This window comes from Citrobacter sp. ANG330, assembly GCF_047467925.1.
In the GTDB taxonomy this organism is placed as follows: Bacteria; Pseudomonadota; Gammaproteobacteria; order Enterobacterales; family Enterobacteriaceae; genus Citrobacter_A; species Citrobacter_A amalonaticus_G.
Map to the genome: position 1 here is coordinate 371,402 of NZ_JASJUI010000002.1, position 25,614 is coordinate 397,015.

General features: G+C 52.1%; 26 protein-coding genes and 1 tRNA gene. 9 read left to right on the forward strand and 18 right to left on the reverse strand.

Annotated elements, in window-relative coordinates; translation table 11 throughout:
* The first annotated feature begins 145 nt into the window (after window positions 1–145).
* From QNN88_RS07565 to QNN88_RS07575, 3 genes are all read left to right on the forward strand, one after another.
* On the forward strand, window positions 146–1,066 hold the full coding sequence (locus QNN88_RS07565; protein WP_414239661.1) for a Kdo(2)-lipid IV(A) acyltransferase: 921 nt from the start codon (window positions 146–148) through the stop codon (window positions 1,064–1,066).
* A 158-nt stretch (window positions 1,067–1,224) separates the two neighbouring features.
* Window positions 1,225–2,445 carry a multidrug efflux MFS transporter MdtG gene (gene mdtG / locus QNN88_RS07570; RefSeq protein WP_414239662.1) on the forward strand — a complete coding sequence of 407 codons (1,221 nt, stop codon included), beginning with the start codon at window positions 1,225–1,227 and terminating at the stop codon, window positions 2,443–2,445.
* A gap of 81 nt (window positions 2,446–2,526) precedes the next feature.
* Window positions 2,527–2,901 carry a MysB family protein gene (locus tag QNN88_RS07575; RefSeq protein ID WP_414239663.1) on the forward strand — a complete coding sequence of 125 codons (375 nt, stop codon included), beginning with the start codon at window positions 2,527–2,529 and terminating at the stop codon, window positions 2,899–2,901.
* On the opposite strand, the gene QNN88_RS07580 is transcribed toward QNN88_RS07575, so the two are convergent.
* The 3 genes from QNN88_RS07580 to mdoG form a co-directional block, all read right to left on the reverse strand.
* Window positions 2,902–3,129, reverse strand: coding sequence for a YceK/YidQ family lipoprotein (locus QNN88_RS07580; protein WP_414239664.1), 228 nt, complete (start codon window positions 3,127–3,129; stop codon window positions 2,902–2,904).
* Between the two features lie 84 nt (window positions 3,130–3,213).
* Entirely contained in the window at window positions 3,214–5,742 is a 2,529-nt protein-coding gene (gene mdoH, locus QNN88_RS07585; RefSeq protein ID WP_414239665.1) for a glucans biosynthesis glucosyltransferase MdoH, read from the reverse strand.
* Entirely contained in the window at window positions 5,735–7,270 is a 1,536-nt protein-coding gene (mdoG, locus tag QNN88_RS07590; RefSeq protein ID WP_414239666.1) for a glucans biosynthesis protein MdoG, read from the reverse strand. The genes mdoH and mdoG overlap by 8 nt, the downstream gene beginning before the upstream one ends.
* Before the next feature lie 279 nt (window positions 7,271–7,549).
* Here mdoG and mdoC point away from each other — a divergent pair, with 279 nt between their 5' ends.
* Entirely contained in the window at window positions 7,550–8,683 is a 1,134-nt protein-coding gene (gene mdoC / locus QNN88_RS07595; protein WP_414239667.1) for a glucans biosynthesis protein MdoC, read from the forward strand.
* Between the two features lie 26 nt (window positions 8,684–8,709).
* On the opposite strand, the gene QNN88_RS07600 is transcribed toward mdoC, so the two are convergent.
* The 6 genes from QNN88_RS07600 to csgB form a co-directional block, all read right to left on the reverse strand.
* On the reverse strand, window positions 8,710–10,191 hold the full coding sequence (locus QNN88_RS07600) for a phospholipase D family protein (RefSeq protein WP_414239668.1): 1,482 nt from the start codon (window positions 10,189–10,191) through the stop codon (window positions 8,710–8,712).
* Window positions 10,133–10,666 carry an O-acetyl-ADP-ribose deacetylase gene (ymdB, locus tag QNN88_RS07605; RefSeq protein ID WP_414239669.1) on the reverse strand — a complete coding sequence of 178 codons (534 nt, stop codon included), beginning with the start codon at window positions 10,664–10,666 and terminating at the stop codon, window positions 10,133–10,135. The genes QNN88_RS07600 and ymdB overlap by 59 nt, the downstream gene beginning before the upstream one ends.
* An 89-nt stretch (window positions 10,667–10,755) precedes the next feature.
* Window positions 10,756–11,079 (reverse strand): type 1 fimbrial protein, encoded by a 324-nt coding sequence (locus QNN88_RS07610; RefSeq protein ID WP_414239670.1) that lies wholly within the window; start codon window positions 11,077–11,079, stop codon window positions 10,756–10,758.
* 145 nt (window positions 11,080–11,224) lie between these two features.
* A complete protein-coding gene (gene csgC, locus QNN88_RS07615) occupies window positions 11,225–11,557 on the reverse strand; it encodes a curli assembly chaperone CsgC (protein ID WP_414239671.1) in 333 nt (110 codons plus the stop codon).
* A 59-nt stretch (window positions 11,558–11,616) separates the two neighbouring features.
* Complete coding sequence (csgA, locus tag QNN88_RS07620; protein WP_414239672.1) at window positions 11,617–12,069, reverse strand: curli major subunit CsgA; 453 nt, start codon at window positions 12,067–12,069, stop codon at window positions 11,617–11,619.
* A 40-nt stretch (window positions 12,070–12,109) separates the two neighbouring features.
* On the reverse strand, window positions 12,110–12,565 hold the full coding sequence (gene csgB / locus QNN88_RS07625) for a curli minor subunit CsgB (protein ID WP_414239673.1): 456 nt from the start codon (window positions 12,563–12,565) through the stop codon (window positions 12,110–12,112).
* A gap of 761 nt (window positions 12,566–13,326) precedes the next feature.
* On the opposite strand from csgB, the gene csgD reads away from it, so the two are divergent.
* The 4 genes from csgD to csgG are packed head-to-tail and all read left to right on the forward strand — an operon-like array spanning window position 13,327 to window position 15,673.
* On the forward strand, window positions 13,327–13,977 hold the full coding sequence (gene csgD / locus QNN88_RS07630) for a biofilm master transcriptional regulator CsgD (protein ID WP_414239674.1): 651 nt from the start codon (window positions 13,327–13,329) through the stop codon (window positions 13,975–13,977).
* 4 nt (window positions 13,978–13,981) lie between these two features.
* On the forward strand, window positions 13,982–14,371 hold the full coding sequence (csgE, locus tag QNN88_RS07635) for a curli production assembly/transport protein CsgE (RefSeq protein ID WP_414239675.1): 390 nt from the start codon (window positions 13,982–13,984) through the stop codon (window positions 14,369–14,371).
* A 26-nt stretch (window positions 14,372–14,397) separates the two neighbouring features.
* Window positions 14,398–14,814: a curli production assembly/transport protein CsgF gene (csgF, locus tag QNN88_RS07640; protein ID WP_414239676.1), complete on the forward strand. Its 417-nt coding sequence runs from the start codon at window positions 14,398–14,400 to the stop codon at window positions 14,812–14,814.
* A gap of 25 nt (window positions 14,815–14,839) precedes the next feature.
* A complete protein-coding gene (csgG, locus tag QNN88_RS07645; protein ID WP_414239677.1) occupies window positions 14,840–15,673 on the forward strand; it encodes a curli production assembly/transport protein CsgG in 834 nt (277 codons plus the stop codon).
* Between the two features lie 32 nt (window positions 15,674–15,705).
* Here csgG and QNN88_RS07650 read toward each other — a convergent pair whose 3' ends face one another.
* The 4 genes from QNN88_RS07650 to ghrA form a co-directional block, all read right to left on the reverse strand.
* Window positions 15,706–16,197, reverse strand: a complete 492-nt coding sequence (locus tag QNN88_RS07650; protein ID WP_414239678.1) for a DUF1097 domain-containing protein — start codon at window positions 16,195–16,197, stop codon at window positions 15,706–15,708.
* A gap of 100 nt (window positions 16,198–16,297) precedes the next feature.
* Complete coding sequence (locus QNN88_RS07655) at window positions 16,298–16,852, reverse strand: molecular chaperone (protein ID WP_414239679.1); 555 nt, start codon at window positions 16,850–16,852, stop codon at window positions 16,298–16,300.
* A 22-nt stretch (window positions 16,853–16,874) separates the two neighbouring features.
* Window positions 16,875–17,612, reverse strand: a complete 738-nt coding sequence (locus QNN88_RS07660) for a phosphatase (RefSeq protein WP_414239680.1) — start codon at window positions 17,610–17,612, stop codon at window positions 16,875–16,877.
* Between the two features lie 86 nt (window positions 17,613–17,698).
* Window positions 17,699–18,637, reverse strand: coding sequence for a glyoxylate/hydroxypyruvate reductase GhrA (ghrA, locus tag QNN88_RS07665; RefSeq protein WP_414239681.1), 939 nt, complete (start codon window positions 18,635–18,637; stop codon window positions 17,699–17,701).
* Window positions 18,638–18,871: 234 nt separating this feature from the next.
* Here ghrA and QNN88_RS07670 point away from each other — a divergent pair.
* Window positions 18,872–18,959: transfer RNA gene (locus QNN88_RS07670), tRNA-Ser, on the forward strand.
* A 243-nt stretch (window positions 18,960–19,202) separates the two neighbouring features.
* On the opposite strand, the gene phoH is transcribed toward QNN88_RS07670, so the two are convergent.
* The 5 genes from phoH to putP all read right to left on the reverse strand — a co-directional run bounded on the left by phoH (window position 19,203) and on the right by putP (window position 25,552).
* On the reverse strand, window positions 19,203–19,991 hold the full coding sequence (phoH, locus tag QNN88_RS07675) for a phosphate starvation-inducible protein PhoH (protein WP_414239682.1): 789 nt from the start codon (window positions 19,989–19,991) through the stop codon (window positions 19,203–19,205).
* Window positions 19,992–20,511: 520 nt separating this feature from the next.
* The gene (gene efeB, locus QNN88_RS07680; RefSeq protein ID WP_414239683.1) at window positions 20,512–21,795 is read right to left on the reverse strand and encodes an iron uptake transporter deferrochelatase/peroxidase subunit; all 1,284 of its coding nucleotides are present in this window, start codon (window positions 21,793–21,795) and stop codon (window positions 20,512–20,514) included.
* Between the two features lie 5 nt (window positions 21,796–21,800).
* Window positions 21,801–22,928 (reverse strand): iron uptake system protein EfeO, encoded by a 1,128-nt coding sequence (gene efeO / locus QNN88_RS07685; protein ID WP_414239684.1) that lies wholly within the window; start codon window positions 22,926–22,928, stop codon window positions 21,801–21,803.
* Between the two features lie 58 nt (window positions 22,929–22,986).
* Entirely contained in the window at window positions 22,987–23,820 is an 834-nt protein-coding gene (gene efeU / locus QNN88_RS07690) for an iron uptake transporter permease EfeU (RefSeq protein ID WP_414239685.1), read from the reverse strand.
* A 223-nt stretch (window positions 23,821–24,043) separates the two neighbouring features.
* Entirely contained in the window at window positions 24,044–25,552 is a 1,509-nt protein-coding gene (gene putP / locus QNN88_RS07695) for a sodium/proline symporter PutP (protein ID WP_414239686.1), read from the reverse strand.
* Window positions 25,553–25,614 lie beyond the last annotated feature (62 nt).

Here is a 25,614-nt window from a genome sequence, read left to right on the forward strand (position 1 = left end):
TTGCGCTACATTTCTTTCTTCTAACTAAAAATTTAACAACATTCGTTGCTTTTATCGCCATCTCTGAGCCGTAAATTTTTTCTGCGCGCGAAAAAATGCAACAATGGTCAGAATTGTCCGTTTTAAGATTTTTAACAGGAAAGACATGACGAATTTACCTAAGTTCTCCACAGCATTACTGCATCCACGGTATTGGTTAACCTGGCTCGGTATTGGCGCTCTTTGGTTAATCGTGCAATTGCCCTATCCCATACTCTACCGCACAGGCCATATGTTGGGTCATCTGGCGCGTCATCTGATGAAGCGTCGCGCCGTCATTGTGGAGCGAAATCTTGAACTCTGTTTTCCCGAGATGAGCAAAGCAGAGCGTCAGGCGATGGTAGTCAAAAACTTCGAATCCGTCGGTATGGGGTTGATAGAAACCGGGATGGCCTGGTTCTGGTCCGATCGTCGTGTTTCCCGCTGGACGGAAGTGATCGGCATGGAGCATATCCGCGATGTTCAGCAGCAAAAGCGCGGTATATTGCTGGTCGGTCTGCACTTTTTGACCCTGGAACTGGGAGCGCGTCAGTTTGGTCTGCAGGAACCCGGCATCGGCGTTTATCGTCCGAATGATAATCCGTTGATCGACTGGCTTCAGACCTGGGGACGTATGCGCTCGAATAAATCGATGCTCGATCGTAAAGACCTCAAAGGGATGATTAAAGCGCTGAAGAAAGGTGAAGTGGTCTGGTATGCACCGGATCACGACTATGGCCCACGCGCCAGCGTCTTTGTCCCCTTTTTTGCCGTAGAGCAGGCCGCCACCACCTCCGGTACCTGGATGCTCGCCCGGATGTCTAATGCCTGCCTGGTACCCTTTGTACCGCGTCGCAAACCCGACGGTAAAGGCTACCAGTTGATTATGTTACCGCCAGAGTGCTCACCGCCCCTGGATGACGCTGAGACCACAGCTGCCTGGATGAACCAGGTTATTGAGAAGTGCATCATGATGGCACCGGAACAGTACATGTGGCTGCACCGTCGCTTCAAAACACGTCCTGCCGGAGTGCCTTCCCGCTATTAAATCCTGCAAAGCAGTCCTTCCGGACTGCTTTTTCACCGCTTTTAGCGATTAAAGCTGCCCACATTGCGACCATCAGCATACAGGCGCATAATGAATATGCTTAATTTATATTCGTTTTTTGCCCGATCGCGCCAACAGCGCGTCACACGCGGATCGCTATGTCACCCTCAGAGATACCCATAAACTGGAAACGTAATCTCACCGTCGCCTGGCTCGGCTGTTTCTTAACGGGTGCCGCATTCAGCCTGGTGATGCCATTCTTACCGCTCTACGTCGAGCAACTCGGCGTAACGGGCCACAGTGCGCTCAATATGTGGTCCGGGCTGGTTTTCAGTATTACGTTTCTTTTCTCCGCTATCGCCTCCCCCTTCTGGGGGGGCCTCGCCGACCGCAAAGGCAGAAAGATTATGCTGCTGCGCTCCGCGCTGGGGATGGCAGTCGTGATGTTGTTGATGGGCCTTGCCCAGAACATCTGGCAGTTTCTGGTGCTACGTGCGCTGCTCGGGTTGCTGGGGGGATTCATTCCCAATGCGAACGCGTTGATCGCCACCCAGGTACCGCGCAATAAAAGCGGCTGGGCGCTGGGGACGCTTTCTACCGGCGGCGTGAGCGGTGCGTTACTTGGCCCGCTGGCAGGTGGCCTGCTCGCCGACCAGTATGGCCTGCGTCCGGTGTTCTTCATTACCGCCACAGTATTGGTTATCTGTTTTTTACTGACGCTGTTTTTTATTCGCGAGAACTTCAAACCGATCAGCAAAAAAGAGATGCTGCGCGTGCGCGAAGTCGTCGCCACGCTTAAAAATCCGAAACTGGTCCTGAGCTTGTTCGTCACCACGCTGATTATTCAGGTGGCGACCGGTTCCATTGCACCGATTCTGACGCTCTATGTGCGGGAACTGGCAGGCAATGTCAGCAATATTGCGTTTATCAGCGGGATGATTGCCTCCGTACCTGGCGTCGCCGCATTGCTCAGCGCGCCGAGATTAGGCAAGCTGGGGGACCGTATCGGGCCGGAGAAAATCCTCATTGTGGCGCTAATCTTCTCCGTTCTGCTGCTGATCCCGATGTCTTTTGTTCAGACCCCGTGGCAACTGGCGGTATTACGCTTTTTACTGGGCGCTGCCGACGGCGCGTTACTGCCGGCGGTCCAGACGCTGCTGGTCTATAACTCCACAAACCAAATCGCCGGGCGCATCTTCAGTTATAACCAGTCGTTCCGCGATATTGGCAACGTCACCGGCCCGCTCATGGGTGCAGCAATTTCTGCTAACTATGGTTTTCGCGCCGTTTTTCTGGTCACTGCCGGGGTGGTATTGTTTAACGCCATTTATTCCTGGAACAGCCTGCGTCGCCGTGCTCTCTCACGAACAGCGGGATGATTTTTCACCATTCATACTTGCATAACCGGAGAATCAGCTATTCTTTCCCTGAATACCTCATCAAATCAAAGGGAGACTCAGATGACCATGTATGCAACGCTGGAAGAAGCCATTGACTCAGCCCGTGAAGAATTTATGGCGGACCATCCTGAGCTTGAACAGGACGAAGCCAATGTACAGCAGTTCAACGTGCAGAAGTACGTGCTACAGGATGGCGACATCATGTGGCAGGTCGAGTTTTTTGCCGACGAAGGCGAAGAAGGCGAATGCCTGCCGATGCTTAGTGGCGAGGCCGCGCAAAGCGTCTTTGACGGCGATTATGATGAGATAGAAATCCGCCAGGAGTGGCTGGAAGAGAATACGCTACATGAATGGGATGAAGGCGAATTTCAGCTTGACCCCCCGCTGGATACGGAAGAAGGACAAACCGCAGCCGATGAGTGGGATGAGCGCTGATTACTCATAAGGACCGTGGTGTATGTCAAGCGGCAATAGCAGCGTGTCAAACACCAGTGAAAACGGCAGGTCGAGGACTGTAATATAGCGCCATGCTGAATCCCGGACGTCCCACTGCACGCCCGGATAATACTGGTTGCCATGCCCCTGTCCGGGGATTGTCCGGCTAATAATGCTGCCGCATCCGCTTAACAGCATGACCATGATGCCCACCGCAATCAGTCGCATGTAATGCCCTTTCATTCGTTTTCTTCAGTATAAAAAAATACCGGCGCAAGCCGGTATTTTTCAGACGATTTCGCCGGATGGCGCTTAAGGCGTTTTCAATGTCTGCGGGTTCAGGGCGATCCCCTGATAGTAACTCACCCACGACGAGTACTTCTCTGGCGAGTTCCAGACACGATAGTGCAAACGCGCCATCGTCACCGGATCGCTCAACAGGACCAGACGACGGTCGCGATTCAGTTTTTCTGGGGTCTCGTTCAGCGCCTGCTCAACGTGACGATCGCGGGCAATCTCCAGCACCTGGCTTGCACGGTGACGAGCCGTCGCCATCGCAGTGGCCAACGCGTTAAGCGATGGGTTAAACACCGCGTGCATAAAGCCATCGTCAAGCGAACGGTTGCGGTTCATCACCAGATACTTGTCGGTATCCACCAGCACCTGCGGCGGCGAATATTCTTCCGGGATCAGGAACAATTTCCAGCGTTTAGTACGCAAACCGACCGTTGAACGACTGGAGATCACCGAGACAAACGGTGACAGGATCAGCGAGAAGACAATCGGCGCCAGCCAGAACAGGAAACGCAGATCCAGCCACGCCATACCGACCGCCCATACCAGACCCAGCAGCAGTTGCGAACCGTGACGCATAAACGCTTCACCCCACGGCGTAGAGTCATCGTCACGCTGCGGCGAATTCCAGACCACTTCCCAGCCAAGGAAGGCGCTCACCACGAAGACGGTGTGGAACAACATGCGCACCGGCGCCAGCAATACGGAGAACAACACCTCCAGCAGCAGCGACAGCGTTACGCGAATAAATCCACCGTATTCTTTGGTACCTTTACACCAGATGAGCAGAATACTCAGCAACTTCGGCAGGAACAGCAGCACCATCGTCGAGGCAAACAGCGCAATCGCCAGTTCAGGACGCCACTGCGGCCAGACCGGGAACAGCTGGCGCGGTTGCAGGAAGTATTGCGGCTCGGTGAGCGCGTGGACGACCTGCAACGCGGTTGACAGCGCAAGGAACATAAACCACAGCGGCGCGGAAAGATAAGACATCACCCCGGTCAGGAAGACGGCGCGGTGAACCGGGTGCATCCCTTTCACAAGGAACAACCGGAAGTTCATCAGGTTGCCATGACACCAGCGGCGATCTCGCTTCAGTTCGTCCAGCAGGTTCGGCGGCAGCTCTTCATAGGAACCCGGCAGATCGTAAGCAATCCACACGCCCCACCCGGCCCGACGCATCAACGCCGCTTCCACGAAGTCATGCGACAGGATAGAACCGGCGAAAGAGCCTTCACCCGGCAGTGGCGCCAGCGCACAGTGCTCGATGAACGGCTTAACGCGGATTATGGCGTTGTGACCCCAGTAGTGAGACTCACCCAACTGCCAGAAGTGCAAACCGGCGGTAAATAACGGCCCGTATACACGCGTCGCAAACTGCTGACAACGCGCATACAGGGTGTCCATGCCGGACGCCTTCGGCGATGACTGGATGATCCCGGCATTCGGGTTCGCTTCCATCAAACGCACCAGACCGCTCAGGCATTCACCGGTCATTACGGAGTCAGCGTCCAGTACCACCATGTAGCTGTACTGGCTGCCCCAACGACGGCAGAAGTCATCAATGTTACCGCTTTTACGCTTCACACGGCGACGACGACGGCGATAGAAAATCTGCCCTTCGCCCTGCACTTCAGCAATCAGCTCCATCCACGCCTTTTGTTCTGCAACACAGATATCGGGGTTGTAACTGTCGCTGAGAATATAGACATCGAAATGCTCGCCGTTACCGGTCGCTTTTACCGATTCCCATGTGGCACGCAGGCCAGCAAAAACGCGATCAACGTCTTCATTGCAAATAGGCATAATCAGCGCGGTGCGGTGATGCGGATTCAGCGGTTCGTTACCGACCGTTGACGCCGAAATGCTGTACTTATCGCGCCCAATCAACAATTGCAGGAAGCCCATCAGCGCGGTCCAGAACCCGGCGGAAACCCAGCAGAACAGCACCGCAAAGAGGATCAAAATGCCGGTTTGCAGCATGTACGGCAGCAACTGCATGAACGAAACCCACAGATCCTGCCCGACCATATCCGCCGGATTAATCAGCGCCCAGCCCTGATACGGCAGAATCGTCTTCATATACCAGGTCGCGACAACCGTCTGCGCCAGCGTCAGCAGCAGCAGCGTATAGCGACGAACAGTGCCGACGGTACGCCACTTCTGCTCGCTTTCCTGTTCTTCTTTGGTCAGTCGCGCCAGATAGCGCGGCGTGACATCACGTCCACGCAGACGATCCCAGAAACGCCCCACCGGGTTAGTACGCCAGGGATCGGGAAACATCGAAGATCGTTTGGCTTTCGGCATTGCCTGAAGCTGGTCGCGTCCTTCGTCATCTTTGATCAACTGCCCTTCGCCCAGCGAGTCTGGCCAGGCTTGTTGCAGACGTGCTTTAACAGAACCCTGCGGTGAGTCGTCTTCTCGCGAGTAACGGCGATGCTCGGCATCCAGCGCTTCATGCACCGCGCGGATGTCAGTAGTCGGCAAAGCCGCTTTCTCGATATCCGAGAGCGGCAGAGCGTCAATGTACTCAGTTGTCTTATTCATTGGCAGGTAACTGGTAGCTCCAGGTTTCACTCAACGGCTGATCGGCATTGACCAATGCAGCACGCATTTCAGTGGTTTTCTTCGCATCTTTCACTTTCACCCGCATCGTCATACGCCAGCCTTTAGTGACCGGGTTGTAACGCACCGTTGTTTCCACAATCTCGCCGTTATCGCCAATGCTGGTTTGCGCGGTGACCGGGGTATCCGACGGCAGTTTTTTCATATCTGTGCCGGTAAAGTCCACCACGAAGGCGATCGTGCCGTCAGGCTGGCGAATGAGATTAGACTGTTTGACATCGCCGGTTGAACGACGCGTCTGCTGCACCCAGGCATTATCCGGCGCATGAAGTTTGTCCTCATCGCGACTGAACGTCAGGGTATATTTGAAGTTCATCTCTTTGCCCGGTTCAGGCAGTTGATCCGGCGTCCAGTAAGCCACGATGTTATCGTTGGTTTCGTCATTGGTCGGGATTTCAACCAGTTCAATCTTACCCTTACCCCACTCGCCTTTCGGCGTGATCCAGGCGCTTGGGCGCAGGTCGTAACGGTCGTCAAGATCTTCAAAACGAGAGAACTGACGGCCGCGCTGCAACAGACCAAACCCTTGTGGGTTTTCCATCGCAAAACTGCTCACCGCGAGATGTTTCGGGTTATTCAGCGGACGCCAGATCCATTCGCCGTTACCGGCATGAATCGACAAGCCGTTGGAGTCATGCAGTTCCGGACGGTAGTTTGTCGCCGGAGAAGGCTGGTTTGGCCCATACAGGAACATACTGGTTAACGGCGCCACGCCCAGTTTGCCGACTTTGTCGCGCAGATAGACTTTCGACTGTACGTCAACGACAGTGTCACGCCCAGGAATTATCACAAAACGATAGGCACCGGTCGCGCGCGGAGAGTCCAGTAAGGCATAAATCGTCAGGCGTTTGTCAGTCGGTTTTGGACGTTCGATCCAGAACTCACGGAAGCGGGGAAACTCTTCACCTGAAGGCAGCGCGGTATCAATGGCCAGTCCGCGTGCAGAGAGGCCATACACCTGCCCTGCGCCCAGAACGCGGAAGTAGCTTGCGCCAAGCATGCTGACGATTTCATCGTTTTTGTCTTTGCTGTTGATCGGGTACAACACTTTGAAACCCGCGAAGCCAAGATCTTTTACCGTGTCTTTATCATGCTGAACGTCGCCGAAATTGAAGTAGTCCGGGCTGTATTTGATTCTTTTAACCGTGGTTGCCGTGACTTCATTGATTTTGACCGGCGTGTCGAAGTACATACCCTGGTGGTAGAACTCGAGCTTGAATGGGGTTTTGAGATTGCTCCAGTAAGCTTTATCGCGATTAAACTGGATCTGCTGATAGTCCGCATATTTCATGTCGCGGAAAACGGAGGGCAAGTTGCTTTTTGGCGCCTCATAGCCTTTACCGGCTAAGGATTGAGCTTGCTTTGCAACGTCATCGATGGAGAAGGCCCAGGCCGACGACGTGTACAGCGTTAACATGACTGCCGCACCCAACCAACGCATTTTCATCATTTGTGATTTATGTTTCATAATTAGTAAGCACTTCCCCCTTTGTGTGCTTATATCGATCCGATCTATTTTAATGGATAATCAGGCATTAGGACAACTGAATCCCTCCATTGTTCGGCACGCTGGCTTATGGTTTAAGCACCCCGACGGGCCCTTTTTCACTTTGCGTGCTTATCCTGGAGACAGGTTGTTGTACTTCGTGTAGGGTTGCTCCCGACTGTAACTACTCATCGCCTTAAGGATAAGACGATTAGTCTGAGAATCTGAGAATACGAAACCTCTATGAATCCCGTACCCGCACAGCGTGAATATTTTCTTGACTCCATCCGCGCCTGGCTGATGTTGTTGGGTATTCCCTTCCATATCTCATTGATCTATTCCGGTCACACCTGGCATGTCAACAGCGCCGAACCTTCATGGTGGCTGACCCTGTTTAACGATTTTATCCATTCCTTTCGAATGCAGGTCTTCTTCGTTATTTCCGGTTATTTTTCGTACATGTTATTCCTGCGTTACCCGTTGAAACGCTGGTGGAAAGTACGCGTTGAACGCGTGGGCATTCCGATGCTCACCGCTATTCCTCTGTTAACGTTGCCGCAATTTATAATGCTGCAATATGTTAAGGGAAAGGTCGACAGCTGGCATACGCTCACACTGTATGAAAAATACAACACGCTGGTCTGGGAGTTAATTTCTCACCTCTGGTTTTTACTGGTACTGGTGGTATTAACAACGGTCAGTCTGTGGGTATTTAGCCAGATGAGGAAAAACCTGGAAAAAGCGGATAAAAAATGCCTTGCCGCCGTGTCAATGGGTAAACTGACGCTGATCTTTTTCTTTCTGGGTATTGGCTACGCGGTAATACGCCGGACGTTGTTCATTTTTTTCCCGCCGATTCTCAGCGACGGCTTATTTAATTTCGTCGTGATGCAAACGCTGTTTTATGTGCCTTTCTTTATGCTGGGCGCGCTGGCCTTTATCTCACCCGAACTGAAGGCGCTGTTTACCACGCCTTCCCGGGGATGTACGCTGGCAGCCGCCTTCGCCTTCATCGCTTATTTGCTGAATCAGCGCTACGGCAGCGGCGACGCCTGGATGTACGAAACGGAATATGTCATCACCATGGTGCTTGGATTATGGATGGTCAATGTGGTGTTTTCCCTTGGCCACCGCTTGCTTAATTTCCAGTCAGCCCGCGTGACCTATTTTGTCAATGCGTCGCTGTTTATTTATCTGGTGCATCATCCGTTAACGTTGTTTTACGGTGCGTGGATCACGCCGCATATTACGTCGAATCTGTTGGGCTTTCTCTGCGGACTGATTTTTGTCGTTGGCATCGCGCTGGTATTATACGAAATTCATCTGCGCATTCCGCTGCTCAAGTTCTTGTTCTCCGGTAAGCCAGTCAGACAATAACAAAGTACAAAGGTGGCTGGTTAACACTAAAGCAGCCATTCAACCGGCAGTAATGTTGCCAGTCGCACCAGAACCCGCTTCCAGAATCCTGTGGCGGGTTCTTTTTTTAGCACCTGCACGTCGTCCTGTTGGCGATCCACCCAGTTAATTCGCCCCCAGCGATCGAGTTGCAGTTGCCAGGCCGCATCGCGCTGACTCTCGGTGAAGCGTCGGTGGATAAGCGTCGCCAGCGTCTCGCTTTCGATCACAAAGCCCATTTCTGTGTTCAGCAACGTAGAGCGAGGATCAAAATTAAGTGAACCAATAAACACCTTCCGCCCGTCAATACTGAACGTTTTGGCATGCAAACTGGAGCCAGAATTCCCTGTAATCCCCCTGTCATGCAGTACCACCTGGCGTTCACGCGTGGGCTTCAGTTCATAGAGTTCGACACCATAACGGAGTAATTTTTTGCGCCAGCGCGCGTAGCCGGCATGCACCACCGCGACATCATTGGCCGCTAATGAGTTAGTGAGGATCGCAATTTTGACACCTTTACGCACCAGTTTCAGCAACTGCGCGACACCTGCCCGGGTCGGGACAAAATAGGCAGAGATAATGTCAATCCGCTCCGTCGGCGATCCCATTACGTCAAACAGTCGTTGTGGCAGTAAAGAGTGGCGCTGCGCTTTCCCTTCGCCTTTGGAAGGATCGTCACTCAACAGCCGGGTCTTCGCCCAGATAAGCGGCAGCGCACCGCGTTCGAGATGAGTCATAAACGGGCTGGTTTGCAGTTTATGCTGGTATCGCCGGGTGATGGGGTCGTTGTACCACGCGTCGGGTAACTCGATGCGCTCGCTGATCTCTTGTTCCGACAACGCCAGTACCGACTTCAACGTCGAGACCGAGGCACAATGCCAGTAGCGTTCAAAATCCTCCGCCACCTCCCTGACCACGGGTCCTATCGCCATGACGTCCAGATCAGAGAACAGCGGCTCCTCACCGGCACCGAAATAGGCATCACCAATGTTTCGCCCGCCCACCAGCGTGATGACACCGTCTACGGTATAGCTTTTGTTATGCATGCGCCGATTGAGCCTGGCGAAATCAGTCAGATAACCGAGCATCCGTAGCATGCGAAAAGAGAAGGGATTAAACAGGCGAACTTCAATGTTGGGATGGGCGTCGAGCAGTTGCAGAATGTCATCGAGCCCCGGCGTATTGTTGTCATCAAGCAGCAGGCGCACATGGACGCCCCGCTTTGCCGCCGCCAGCAGAGCGGAGAACAACAGACGGCCGGACATGTCGTCTTCCCAGATATAGTACTGAATATCCAGCGAGTGCTCCGCCATTTCCGCCAGACGGTAGCGGGCGGCAAAGGCGTCAAGACTGTCATCCAGTGCAAGGATCCCGCATTCTCCGGGATGATTTTCGCACAGCGGACGGGTGGCGCGAGCGAGCCGGGTCAGCTCATTCATCGCCTTGCTGGGTAAGTAAACGCTGGTAAAGTCGGGCTGTTTCATCGTCATAACAGACAAAGTATATCTGTTCAGGCAAAGCGCGGCGGGTAATAAATTCCGAAACGGTCTTTAGCGCAATTTCAGCGGCTGCCGCTCGCGGATAGCCATAAACCCCAGTACTGATTGCCGGAAAGGCAATAGACCTGTAGCCATTGGCCAGCGCCAGATTCAGGCTATTGAAATACGCATCCTGTAGCAGTTGCGCTTCGTTATGCTCGCCGCCACGCCAGACAGGGCCGACAGTATGGATGACCGCTTTGGCGGGAAGGTTACCGGCAAGCGTTACCACCGCATGACCCGTCGGACACTCGCCCTGCTGCTGTCTGACCTTCATGCAGGCTTCCAGTAAGGCAGGACCCGCTGCGCGGTGGATAGCGCCGTCAACCCCGCCGCCGCCCATCAATGACGAGTTTGCGGCATTGACGATCACATCGACCGGAACGGTGGTGATATCCCCCTGGATAACATGAATACGCGATTCCATAGTACCTCCTTACGTCACTCTATTCTGTAAGTGTACAGCAGGGGATATCCTGAAATCGCTTTTTTCATCTATTTGTCTGACCTGCCGTTTTAGCGGTAATCGATGTTTATCACCGCCAGTTTTTTCTTTTCGTCGAGATAACGCAGGTTGACTGCAGCGATTTGTTTAAAGTGCTCTGGCGCCTTTTGCAACTCCTGCGTTGAATAATTGCGGGTCTGCGTGTGCCCCTCATTATCACACGACATCGCTATATGCTGTTGAACGTGATTGATCTCACAGGGAGGCTCAACAATTTGCCCTGAGAAATGAATGACCCCACCCTGCCCGCTCGCTTGCGCCATCGGGGTGAATGAAATGAGGAGAAGAAGACGAAGAAGCGGAACGCTTGTTTTACGCGCGACAGATAACGACATAAGGTTTCCTCAATGAACATTCATCCTTGAGGGACAGTGTTTTCCCTGACGGCGACTGAGCCCGGGAGTCACGCATTCTGCGTCACTCTATTCATAGTTCAGCTGCCTCGCTTCTGCCAGCATCAACGCACAAATTATCAGTCCGTTATGACGATTTCGCAGAGGGCGGCCATTGTTGTGATAAATGCAGCGACTCACCGTCAGAAACCGTCACCACGATTTTGACGGTGTCTTGTGCTGAGATATTTAAACTGAGTCTGGTCAAATCAATGGCCTGATTAGCAGGCAGGGATAGGGTCTTTTTCTGTCGTGACTGACTTTGCCCCGCGACGCCTTCGCGAAGGGCTAAAATCTGAATCTGGCACACACAGGGTTGCGTCAGAGTGACCTGCGGGGTAATGGTATAAATGTCACCTTGCTGGGTTGTCGCGAAGGTTATCTGATTAGAAAGCGCCACAAGGAGTAAAAAAGTATTCATGATGCCCCCCGAAAAAAAACAGGGCTTTCGCCCTGTTTATATTCAGCACATTAACTGAATCAGTACTGGTTAGCCGTGGCGTTGTTGCCAAAACCAACCTGATGCACCAGAACGCTGGAATCAGACGCAGTCTGGTTTACCAACGCGCCGTTATGTCCACCATACTGGCTCACAGTAATGTCCGAGTTTTTGCCGTTCCACTGATCGATGGTGGCATTGTTCTGGAAGCCGCTTTGAGTCAGATCGATGGTGCTATTATCTGCGCCCTGGCCCACGTCAGCGCCGTTACCAAAGCCATTCTGATGAATGGTCGTATCGGATTTACGAGCGTCGCTTTGCAGCGCAAGCGCGGCGTTGTTGACCCCTGACTGATAAATACTCAGGGTCGATTCCGGGCCGGAGCTGCTTCCGCCGCCACCGCCACCACCGCCGCCCCATTGTGGAACTGCACCAGCCAGAGCACTGCCAGAAACCACGATTGCTGCAAATGCTGCCACTTGTAAAAGTTTCATGGTAAACCCCCATCGGATTGATTTAAGCGTCGTCAATGTATTAGCGTTGAGTTACGCGAATTGCCATTTGCGACTGTCTCTGCACTACAACTGCTGTTTTCTGCGTACCATACTGAGTAATATTTGCTTTATTTCCAGAGCCTTTCTGGATAATCATCGCAGTATTACCATAATTACTTTGCGATATACTGGCATCATTGGAATTACCCGACTGAGCAATATACGCAAAGTTATAAACTCCTGATTGGTCAACTTTGGCCCGGTTGCTTCCACCTTCTTGAGAAACAACCGACAAAAGTTTTGAGCCGTCCTGGCGTATTTTTGCACTATTATTAGTACCAACTTGACCAATAATGGCTGCCTGATTAAATGAAGACTTGCTTAATTCATTTACCGCGAAGTTATATTCTGAATTCGCCAGATCATAACTTGTTGCGGAAACAATCCCAGGCGCACCCAGTACTGTTAACATCATAAATAACAATTTGTTTTTCATGTTGTCACCCTGGACCTGGATGTACATTGAGAAAATAACTTTTTCATCAATTTCGTTGTTAACGCAGAACGTAATTTGTTAACGCCGCGTTACGATGAAGAGTATGTCTGCGGAAACATTTTAAATAACTCACCCGCCAGTGGTATTTTTATATTTTTGCTCACACCAAAGTACTAAACAGGGCGGGAATATGCTGTTATTTACGCTTATTTTATTTTCTTCATGTCAAGGGTTGATACATATGTGCGCCGTCAGTCAGCCACTGTACAGTGGGCTTTCCAGGCTCAGTTGCGCAGCCTGAGAAGAGGAAATGGACCAAGTCGTGACAAGCACCACTTTTTTCGTCACCAAAATGCACAACGCCGATGGAAGTCATCATGCAGCAATTTTTAAGCAACGCAATCGTTAGCGGAATTTTCATTTAGCTATTTTTATTCAAATAGTTAATATAATTTGTATGATTTTTTAAATCTGTGCAATAACGGATAGATGTACAACTTTCCTATCAAATAAAAACTAAAAAAAAGCCTGAGAATAACAAATTAATATATATTTTTACATCTTGTTACATGTTTAACACTTGCTTTAAGATTTGTAATGGCTAGATTGAAATCAGTTGTAGTTCATTTGTATTAATATTTTGACCCGTTCGGGCTGATTCTTATTATCTACACACAGCAGTGCAACATCTGTCAGTACTTCTGGTGCCTCATTTCTGCAGGCAACTGTCAGATGTGCGACTAAAAAAGTGGGGTTTCATCATGTTTAATGAAGTCCATAGTATTCATGGTCATACTTTATTGTTGATCACTAAACCATCCCTGCAAGCCACAGCATTATTGCAGCATTTAAAACAATCACTGGCTCTCACCGGAAAACTGCATAATATTCAACGTTCTCTGGATGATATATCCTCCAGCTGCATTGTTTTAGTCGATATGATGGAAGCGGATAAAAAGCTCATCCATTACTGGCAGGATAACTTGAGTCGGAAAAACAACAATTTAAAGACGTTATTGTTGAATACTCCCGATGATTATCCCTATCGGGATATTGAAAACTGGCCGCATATCAATGGCGTTTTTTACGTAGCGGATGACGAAGAACGTGTCGTAAACGGTTTACAGGGGATCCTGCGGGGAGAATGTTACTTCTCACAGAAACTGGCCAGTTATCTGATCACACACTCAGGCAATTACCGCTATAACAGCACGGAGTCTGCCCTCCTGACTCATCGTGAAAAAGAGATTCTGAATAAACTGCGTATCGGCGCCTCTAATATCGAAATCGCGCGCTCACTGTTTATCAGTGAAAATACGGTTAAGACGCATCTTTATAATCTTTTCAAAAAGATAGCCGTTAAAAACCGTACCCAGGCGGTTTCGTGGGCCAATGACAACCTCAGGCGATAACGCCATGAAATGCTATTTAACCTGGCTTGTAGCAGCACAGTTTCTGCTGGCTGCCGGCACGACGCAGGCAGTAGAAGTTGAAGTTCCTGGACTCTTAACTGACCACACGGTTTCGTCTATCGGGCATGATTTTTATCGTGCATTTAGCGACAAATGGGAAAGTGAATATCCAGGCAATCTGACTATCAATGAGCGGCCCAGTGCACGTTGGGGAAGTTGGATCACCATAACGGTTAATCAGGACGTTATATTCCAGACTTTTTTATTTCCAACGAAAAGAGACTTCGAGAAAACTGTTGGCTTTGCGCTGGCACAAACCGAGGACGCTTTAAACCGTCGACAAATAGATCAAACACTATTGAGCACCGGCGATTTAACGCATGACGAATTCTAAAGAGTGATTTTTGTCCGGAGGCTGTAATGCGTGTCAAACATGCAGTAGTAGTACTCATGCTTATTTCGCCATTAAGTTGGGCCGGAAATATGACTTTCCAGTTCCGTAATCCCAACTTTGGTGGAAACCCCAATAACGGTTCTTTTTTACTGAATAGCGCCCAGGCGCAAAACTCGTATAAAGATCCCAGTTATGACGACGATTTCGGAATTGAAACTCCCTCCGCGTTGGATAACTTCACTCAGGCTATTCAATCGCAAATATTAGGTGGGCTGTTGACCAATATTAACACGGGGAAACCTGGCAGGATGGTGACCAATGATTTCATTGTTGATATTGCTAACCGGGATGGTCAGTTACAGCTCAATGTGACGGACAGGAAAACGGGGAAAACATCGACGATAGAAGTGTCGGGTTTACAGTCGCAATCCACCGATTTTTAAGCACCGCAACGTAAGGACAATCATCATGCAGCGCTTACTTATATTCGTCGCCGTTATTTTACTGAGCGGATGCTTAACCGCACCGCCAAAACAAGCCGCGAAACCGACATTAATGCCCCGTGCGCAAAGTTATAAGGACTTAACGCATTTACCGATGCCAACGGGCAAAATTTTTGTCTCGGTGTATAACATTCAGGATGAAACCGGACAGTTTAAACCTTATCCGGCCAGTAACTTCTCGACAGCTGTCCCACAAAGCGCTACCGCGATGCTGGTCACGGCCCTGAAAGATTCCCGCTGGTTTATCCCACTGGAGCGTCAGGGACTGCAGAACCTGCTTAACGAGCGAAAAATCATTCGTGCCGCCCAGGAAAACGGGACCGTCGCCATCAACAACCGTATTCCGTTGCAGTCGCTGACGGCGGCGAACATCATGGTTGAAGGGTCGATTATTGGTTATGAAAGTAACGTGAAATCCGGCGGGGTCGGTGCCCGTTACTTCGGTATTGGCGCCGACACGCAGTACCAGCTTGACCAGATTGCGGTGAACCTGCGCGTAGTCAACGTCAGCACCGGTGAGATCCTCTCCTCGGTCAACACCAGTAAAACCATTCTGTCTTATGAAGTGCAGGCAGGCGTGTTCCGCTTTATTGATTACCAGAGACTGCTGGAAGGTGAAATTGGCTACACCTCCAACGAACCGGTGATGTTGTGCCTGATGTCCGCTATTGAAACGGGCGTCATCTTCCTCATCAATGATGGTATCGACAGAGGGCTGTGGGATTTGCAGAATACCACCGATCGCCAGAACGACATCCTGGTGAAATACCGCCATATGTCGGTACCACCGGAATCCTGATCATCAGGATAAAAAAAAGCGTGAGGATTACCTCACGCTTTTTTGTTTTCCGCGACCGTTCGCGTGCTTTGTCTTTCTCGTCGTGCCGCCAGCCACAGGCCGCTGTTTTTCATGGCATAGCCAAAGAGCAAACCGACCGCCAGAGAAGGCAGAACCAGTTTCCAGTCCCCTTGTCCGGCAAACGTCGCACATGCACCAATAAAGGTGCCAGGCACAAATGACAATAAAACTTGCTTTGCCTGAATACACATCAGAAAGGCCACAATGCCGGTGATCACATACCCCACCAGTTCCAGATGTGGCGTCAGCGCACTTCCGTAAATAATGACCAACGCCCACACCACGCCGCTCAACAGCGTGGAGGCCGAAATGGCCAACCCCTTTAACCCACCCTGCGGACAGGCGAAATAGGCAGTACAGCCTAAAAACCCAGCCCAACTCAGTAAGCCAAGAGAGACGGCCACCCATCCCCAGAGACCGGAGAGAATGCCCGTTGTGATTGCTATGGAAAGAAGTATGTTCATGCTGCGAATGATAGCAGAAAAGCGCAATGTGAATGAGATCACGCACACAATTTATGCAATGAATCACTCACGTTGCATTGCAATGTGATTTGAATCACATTCAGGCATCTGTCTCTTCTTCCAGTTCGTCCCACATCGCGCCAATAGAATCGCGTGTTAGCGGTGCCATTGTCCGCCAGAAAGGCGTCGTGGCATGCGCTTCAACTTTGCCGAGAAAGGTGTCACACCAGGGAAGGATGTAATCCGCGAACAGGGTTTCCAGCGCCTCGCTTTCATCTTCTGTCGACTGATCTTCCAGCCAGGATGCTGCCAGCAACAACGTACCAATATGATCGGCAGGTGTGTCGGCAAGCGGCATTCCGCGTGCGGAGAGGAACGTCCGCACCTCTGATTCTGTCGCCCCTTCTACCCACGCGCTGCGATACGGTGGCACCGCGCACTCCGCGCCGACGAACAACGCATTGTAATCTGCCGCCAGTTGAGCCATATCGCAGCTTTTCTGTAGACGCCCCAACAGTTCATCCTGCTCGAGCGGCCAGCTTGCCGGGAGTTTACCTTCGCGAATCAGGGTAAAGAGCGGAACCAATAAAGGATCCTGCGGTTGGCGGTAATATAGCGATCCCAGGACGCGGCACAGGATAGAAAACTCGTTCATCAAATATTCCAGCTCGTAGTGATTAAAGTTCAGCAAATTCAGGGATCGTCGGCATGCCGCGCGATTCGAGAAAATTGAGTAGTCGTTTCGGCGTCACGTTTAAAATTCGATCTTCCGGGAAGTTCACCGCCTCGAGGATTTTCAGGCACTCGCTAAAATCCCCCATCGTAAAGGCGGTATGGGAATCTGAACCCAGCGCCACCCAGCCGCCCGCATCGCGCACCGCTGCCGCCACCGCGCGACAGTTTGCTTCACTGCCTTTGCGTGAATGAAGGAAGGAAGAGTTATTAATCTCCAGCGCAACATTGTATTTCGCCGCGGCCTGGGCAATCGCGGTGATATCAACAGGATATTTCGGGTTGCCGGGGTGGCTAATGATATGCACAACGCCGCTCGCCATGGTGGCAATCATCGCCTGCGTGTTGGTGGCTTCATCGTGAGGGGCAAAAACCGGTTCATGGAAGCCCGCGATAATCAGATCCAGTGAAGTGAGCATCGGACCGGTACAGTCAATTTCACCTTCGATATTTTTGATGTTGGCTTCAATGCCTCGCAGGATCCCGACGCCATCCACCACGCGCGGCCAGATCCGCATATTAATGAAATGCCAGTGGTGAGGCGCATCCGCCATGTCCGGGCCATGATCGGTAATCGCAAACAGTTTTAGCCCCTGGCGTTTCGCTTGCGCGATGTAATCGCTCAGGGTGCTATAGGCGTGGGTACTGGCGACGGTATGCATGTGCAGGTCAACGGGATACATGTTTCTCTCCTGTAGTCATTTTTCGACAAGGATAGCAGGAATCGCCAGCGTTTATTAGTCGAAACCCGGCAGAGGCCGGGTGGGGATCAGTAACCGCGTTGACGATCAACCTGCCCTGTCACCGCTTCACCGTTTTCAAGATGTGAAATGGTGCGGGATATATAGGCAACAGCTTCTGCAGGACGTGTGACTGCCGCAATGTGCGGCGTCATTGCCACGCGAGGATGTTTCCACAGTGGGCTATCCGCTGGCAGCGGTTCGCGGCTGAAGACATCCAGCATCGCGCCTTTTAGTTTTCCGCTGTTCAACGCAGCCAGCAAATCATCTTCATTGACGTGAACACCCCGTGCAAGATTGAGCAGATACGCGCCGTCCTGCAGTTGCTCAAGCCGTTCGCCATTGATAATGCCGACCGTCTCCGCCGTATTGGGCAGCAGGTTTATGAGCACGCGAGTCTGACTCAGAAATGCGTCCAACTCTTGCGTACCGGCAAAACTCTCAACGCCCGGCCAGGACTTGCGGCTGCGACTCCAGCAGCGTAACGGAAAGCCCCAGGGCTGCAGGCTTTCAGCCACTTTTGCCCCCAACACGCCCGCACCCATAATCCCCACGGTAAATTCCTCGCGCGTATATTCCGGTAGCGACTGCCACTGGCTTTCATTTTTTTGCGCCTGGTAATCATCAAAACGACGGAACCAGTGCAACACCTGGCTGACCGCGTACTCCTGCATTTGCAGGCCCATGCCGGTATCTTCCAGCCGAAAGAGCGGCACGGAAATATCAAGCATAGAGGGATGGGCTTTCAGTTTACTCAGGATCGAATCCACACCCGCGCCTAGCGCAAACACCGCCTTCAGTTTGCGGCCTTCCAGCATCTCTACCGGCGGATGCCAGACCAGCGCATAATCTGCCGGATCGTTATCGCCCTCTTTCCACTCGCGAACTTTCGCACCGGGAAGGGCTTTTTCCAGAGCGTTAATCCACCAGGGGGTATCAAACGTAGGGTGATAGAAAATGATATCCATATTGACTCCTGCGGGTTGTTGTGCGGAATTTTGCGCACTTATTATCATCGTTTTCAAAGGGATCATCAGCATAGCAAATTCACGGGCGCTGGCAAAAAAAGCGTTTTCCGCTTAATTAAGCGACAGGTTGTTTGAAGTTTGTGTAAATGCACGATTTTTTAGAAAAGTTAATTGACGCAGGCGGTGTATTTCCCTAAATTAGCGCCCGTTCCAGTTATTGCGGAACAACAATATGGTGAGGTGTCCGAGTGGCTGAAGGAGCACGCCTGGAAAGTGTGTATACGGCAACGTATCGGGGGTTCGAATCCCCCCCTCACCGCCATATTTCAGATGAGAGCCGGTACTTATGTATCGGCTCTTTTCTTTTATATTCCCCAATGGGGGGATGAGAATCCCCGACCGGGGTTCGACAACGGGCGCAGCCCGTTGGACGGACCGCGAACGCAGTGAACGGGCTGCCCGCAGGGCGAGCGCAGCGAGTTAACGCCCCCACCGCCATCCGGCAACATTCGTCTAAAAAAACAAAGCCCGGTCGTCCCGGGCTCTGAGCGAAAATGTGGCTAACTTAGCTATACGCATTCAGCGTCCGCTGGCAGAGCGCCGAGCGAACACAATCATCTTTACTGAAGCGGACAATGCCTATCATCTCGTCTTCTTTAAAGCGGGCCAGCGCGTCACTGAGCCCTGACTGAACATGAGAGGGTAAATCGCACTGGGTGATGTCCCCATTCACGATAACCGTCACATTCTCCCCGAGGCGCGTCAAAAACATCTTCATTTGCGCAGCAGTGACGTTCTGAGCCTCGTCAAGAATGACCACTGCATTTTCAAATGTACGTCCGCGCATATAGGCGAACGGCGCGATTTCCACCTTACCGATTTCAGGTCGCAGGCAATATTGCATAAAAGATGCACCGAGTCGTTTTACCAGCACGTCATAAACCGGCCGGAAATACGGGGCAAACTTCTCCGAGACATCCCCAGGTAAGAATCCCAGATCTTCATCGGCCTGCAGAACAGGACGGGTGACAATGATCCGGTCGACATCTTTATGTATCAGGGCCTCTGCTGCTTTTGCCGCACTGATCCAGGTTTTGCCGCACCCGGCTTCGCCCGTAGCGAAAATCAGTTGTTTACTCTCGATAGCATTCAGGTAGTGCGATTGAGCTTCATTACGCGCCATGATTGGGGTGGTGTCGCGACTGTCGCGCGCCATGCCAATCGCTTCTACGCCACTCATCTGCACAAGCGAGGTGACCGATTCTTCTTCACGCTGTTTATGACTGCGCGAGTCCCGTCTCAGCACACGTTTTGCTTCACGACGAGCTTTGATCACTGCTTTTTGTCTTCCCATGGATAGCACCTTGAGTTGTTGGTATTCATTACACGCGCTGCTGACAGCGCGATTATGCGCACAAACATCCGAGGAGTGGCTCCCTTGTAAGCCATATCTTGCCGGTTGAAAAGACGCCATACGCGGCTACGCGCACCGAACAGGGCATCAGTATCTGGAATAGGTCGGGAAAGGGTGAGGAATTTTGCGGTGACACGGGTACAACCGGAGGAGAGACTTCCGCGCCTGGAACTGCAACGTCTATCAGAAACGAGTCCACAAGAGGACTTTACCATTCGCGATCTCCATAGTGAATGAACATCACAGCCGGGAACTACCGCTATTACGTATAATTACATCAGAACTTAGCAATAACGCAACAATATTTTCACCTGGCGTTAACTAAATTCTCATTTCCTGCTGGCAACAGTCTCTTACGGAAATACTACAAAATTATTTCAAAAAACGGATCATATAAAAAAAGAATATTTTCATCAGCGTGAGACACAACACGCCCCCGCCCGCAGACGGGGTAATGCTGTCAGGCTTCAAGCAGAGACTGCCCCAGATAACGATCGGCCTGCTTAACACCCGGGAGTGCGAAGAAATAGCCACCGCCGATCGGCTTAACGTATTCTTCCAGCGCTTCACCATTCAATCGCTTCTGCACCGTCAGAAACCCTTTTTCCAGGTCATGTTGATAGCAGACAAACAGTAATCCCATATCGAGTTGTCCGGAATTGGTTACGCCAAGCGAATAGCTGTAGCCACGGCGCATCATCAGGCTCGACTGCGTCTGTTCGGTGCGAGGATTGGCCAGACGGATGTGGCTATCCAGCGCAATGACGTTGCCGTCCGGGTCGCTGGCGTAATCTGGCACATCATGCTCGTGCTGCATCCCCAACGGGGCGCCGGTGTGCTTATCGCGGCCGAAAATGGTTTGCTGCTCTTTGAGCGGCGTGCGGTCCCAGAATTCGACGCGAAACTGAATCAGACGTACGGCCTGATAAGATCCGCCAATGGCCCACGCCGGTTCCCCCTGCTCTGCCGTCACCCACACCACATCCTGCATCAACTTTTCATCGCTGCTGTCGGGGTTCGCCGTCCCGTCTTTGAAACCCAGTAAATTGACCGGGGTCTCTTTGCCTTTACTGCGCGCCGCATGGTCGGAGATAAACCCTTCTCGCTTCCAGCGTACGCTCAGCAAATCCGGTGTATGTTTGATGATATCGCGCAGAGCGTGGATCACCGTGTCCTGGGTGTTAGCGCAAATCTGCAATAACACGTCACCGTGACATAACGCCGCATCCAGTGAATCGTTAGGAAAACGGGTCATTTTTTGCAACGCCTTTGGCTTCTGCGCCTGTAATCCAAAGCGCTCATCAAACAGCGAATGCCCCACCGACAACGTCATGGTCAGGTTATCCGGCGCGATGAAGGCGCCGAGGATCCCGGAATCCATCGGCGGTAAGCGCGGATTTGGCGTTTCCGGCGCTGGTCCGCCGGTAGTCAGGAAGGCGATACGTGCCGTAAGCAGACGGAATAAGCGTTCGAGCTCACTTTTATCGGACGCCAGTACGTCAAACGCCACCAGCATCATTGCGGCCTGTTGCGGTGTCAAAATCCCCGCCTGATGAGGGCCATAAAAAGGCTGCGTTTCGCTGCGGGCATCCGGCGACAGCGTTCCCGGCGCGCTTTGTGGCTTTTGCGCGTGGGCGACAGGGCAACCGCCGGACAGTGCCAGCGCGCCACCGAGCGCGCCCATTCCTTTCAACAAACGTCGGCGTGACGGTTCGCTCACGCCGTTTTTATCATCATGCTGCATAGTGCTTAATCCAGACCCAGTACACCGCGTAATTGCGCCAGATCTTCCGCCAGCGTTGTAATCGGCCCTTTCAGCGCATTGCGGTCCGCATCGGTCAGTTTATCGTAAGTCTCAAAACCGTCTTTGGTGCGATATTTGGCGAGGATAGCGTCCACTTTTTTGAAGTTCGCATCCACTTTCGCTAAGAGCTCGCTGTTCTCTTTTTGCAGTTGCGGACGCAGCAGGTCTACTATCTTTTGCGCGCCGTCAACGTTCGCCTGGAAATCCCACAGATCGGTATGGCTGTAGCGGTCTTCTTCACCGCTGATTTTGCTGGCTGCGACCTCTTCGATCAGTCCAGCCGCTCCGCCCACTACTTTGGACGGCGGGAATGCCAGTTCACTGATGCGTTTTTGCAGATCCAGCACGTCGCTGTTAAGTTGATCGGCATACTTCTCCATCCCTTTGGTGGAGTTATCACCGAACAGCGCTTTTTCCAGACGGTGGAAGCCGGTAAATTTCGGGTCGGCGGCTTTTTGTTCGTAGTCGTCCTCACGGGCATCGATGCTGCCGTCGAGATCGGAGAACAATTCGGCAATTGGCTCAATACGCTCGTAATGCTGACGGGTTGGCGCATACAGTGACTTCGCTTTCTCCAGATCGCCCGCTTTAATGGCAGCGGTGAAGGCTTTGGTTCCCGCCACCAGTTGCGCGGTCTCTTCGGTCACATAGGCTTTATAGTCGGTAATGGCACTGCCCAGGCTCAATAAGGCGTCACTCTGCGCGGCATCGGCCGTTGCGTTGCCCTTAACAATCAACTTCCCTTTCGGGTTAGTCAGCAGGCCGCAGGTCATGTCATATTCACCCGGTTGCAGATTGGCGGTCATCTTCTGGCTGAATCCCGGCGCGATGTTTTCGCGCTCTTCAACCACCATCACGCCTTTCAGGATCTCCCATTCCAGCGCTTTCTGACTGTGGTTTTGAATGATGAACTGCGTTTTGCCGGCATTAACCGTAATGCTCATCGGCTCGCATTGTTTATCGGTTACTGTGACATTAACCTGCGGGATATCCGCAGCATGGGCAGTAAAAGCAGAAGCAAACAGCGCAGCCATGCCAGGCAGCAGCGCACTACGGCGAAAGTGATTCGTCATGACCATCCCTTTAAATAAGTATGTTGTAACTATAAGTAAACGTCTGCGTCGCAAAGCGTTAAGGTGCGGTGCGTGACGCGGTTGTGCTTGTACGCGGTGGCAATGCAAATACCACCAGCGCGGGTATTAAGTAGATAAACCAGACCGCAACCTCACTGACGCTTGGAGCTTCCTGGTAACCAAAAATGCCTTCCATCAGAGTACCAAACAGCGAGTGCGTCGAAAGAGTGGCGCTCATATCTAACGCCACATCCTGAAAGTGGTTCCACAGTCCCGCCTCATGGAAGGCGCGAATTGCCCCCGCGGCAAGGCCTGCCGCCACCAGCAAAATAAACAGGCTGGTCCACTTAAAGAACGCGCCCAGATTGAGGCGAATACCGCCCCAGTAGAGTAAGAAACCGAGAACCACCGCCGTCGCCAGTCCCAGCATGGCCCCAACCGGCGGCCAGATCCCGACGTCCTGTTGAAAGGCCGCCAGCAGGAAAAAGACCGATTCCAGCCCTTCACGTGCTACGGCGAAAAAAACCATCATGATCAGCGCCCAGCCGTGATGATTGCCGCGCTGTAACGCGCTGTCGACGGCCTGCTCCAGTTGTACTTTGACGTTACGTGACACTTTACGCATCCAGAACACCATCCAGGTGAGGATCACCACGGCAATGACCGCGACGATACCTTCGAACAGCTCTTGCTCCTTCTGCGGAAACTCGCCGGTGGTTTCATTAATGAAAACGCCTAATGCCAGGCACAGCGCCGCCGCCAGAAAGACACCAATCCACATAACGCCAATCCAACGGCCTCGTTGGGTACGCTTCAGATAGCTGGCAATCAGGCTGACTATCAGCGCGGCTTCCAGCCCTTCACGCAACATAATTAGAAACGGAACAAACATGCCAGACACCCTTAAACGTTATTCTTAGTCAACTGATGCAAAGAAAGGTAAATTACAGTGATAGTGATTATCATTACGGCAAAAGAAAACTCAAGCAGAATGTAATGATAATGATGTCAGAATGTAAACACTTAGCGGGTTAATGGTTATTGCACGAAGCGATGGCTGAAAAAAACAAAAAGGCCCGCACGAAGCGGGCCTGATTCGTCAGTGAATTGAGGCGTTAGCCTTCCTGCAAACGTGACGGTGGTGCGGAATGATAGTGCGCGTCCGCCTCAGCAAAGCGTTTGAGCATCGCCGATGATGGCGCTTTACCCAACAGACTGAAGACGACGATTCCGACGCTGCCGAAGATAAAGCCCGGAATGATTTCGTACAGATCCAGCCAACCGAAATGTTTCCAGACGATTACCGTCACGGCACCGATAATCATCCCGGCCAGTGCGCCGTTGCGGGTCATGCGCGACCACATCACAGAAAACAGTACCACCGGGCCAAACGCGGCGCCAAATCCAGCCCAGGCGTAGCTCACCAGACCCAGTACCCGGTTATCCGGGTTCGCCGCCAGAGCAATCGCCACCAGCGCGACCACCAGCACCATAATGCGCCCTACCCAGACCAGCTCCTGCTGGCTGGCACCTTTACGCAGGAACGCTTTGTACAGATCCTCGGTAATCGCGCTTGAGCACACCAGCAACTGACAGCTCAGCGTCGACATGACCGCCGCGAGAATCGCAGACAGCAGGATACCGGCAATCCACGGGTTAAACAGGATTTGCGCCAGTTCGATAAACACGCGCTCCGCGTTTTGATTCACTGAACCCGCCAGCGCCGGATTGTTGTTAAAGTAAGCGATGCCGAAGAAACCAACCGCCACCGCGCCTGCCAGACAGAGGATCATCCAGGTCATGCTGATACGACGAGCATGAACGATACTGTGGTGGGAATCCGCCGCCATAAAGCGCGCCAGAATATGCGGCTGACCAAAGTAGCCCAGCCCCCAGCCCATCAGGGAAATGATGGCGACGAAGTTCAGCCCCTTAAGCATGTCGACGTTCTCAATGCTCTTCTGCTTGATAACTTCCAGCGAGTCGCCAAAGCCCCCGACGCTGATGATGACGATTACCGGCGTGAGGATCAGCGCAAAAATCATCAGGCTGGCCTGCACAGTATCCGTCCAGCTCACCGCCAGGAACCCGCCAATAAAGGTATAAAGGATGGTCGCTGCCGCGCCTGCCCATAGTGCGGTTTCGTAGCTCATGCCAAAGGTGCTTTCAAACAGACGCGCCCCGGCCACAATGCCGGATGCACAGTAAATGGTGAAGAAAAGCAGAATCACCAGCGCGGAGATAATGCGCAGAACCCGGCTCTTGTCTTCAAAGCGGCCGGTGAAGTAGTCCGGCAGCGTCAGGGCATTATTATTATGCTCGGTGTGCACACGAAGACGCCCGGCCACCAGCTTCCAGTTGATCCACGCCCCTAACGTCAGGCCGATGGCAATCCAGCTTTCTGAAATCCCGGAAATGAAAATCGCGCCCGGTAAGCCCATCAGCAGCCAGCCGCTCATATCCGACGCACCCGCAGATAATGCGGTGACAAATGGCCCGAGACTGCGGCCCCCCAAAATATAATCATCAAAGTTCTTGGTTGAACGCCAGGCGATAAAACCAATCAGTATCATGCCAAAAATATAGACACAAAACGTCACCAGCATCGGTGTGCTAATTGCCATAAAATCTCCAGACTCTTCTGTTTTATTGCTCTGCCGGAACGTGGCAAAGCATGTTGTATTTC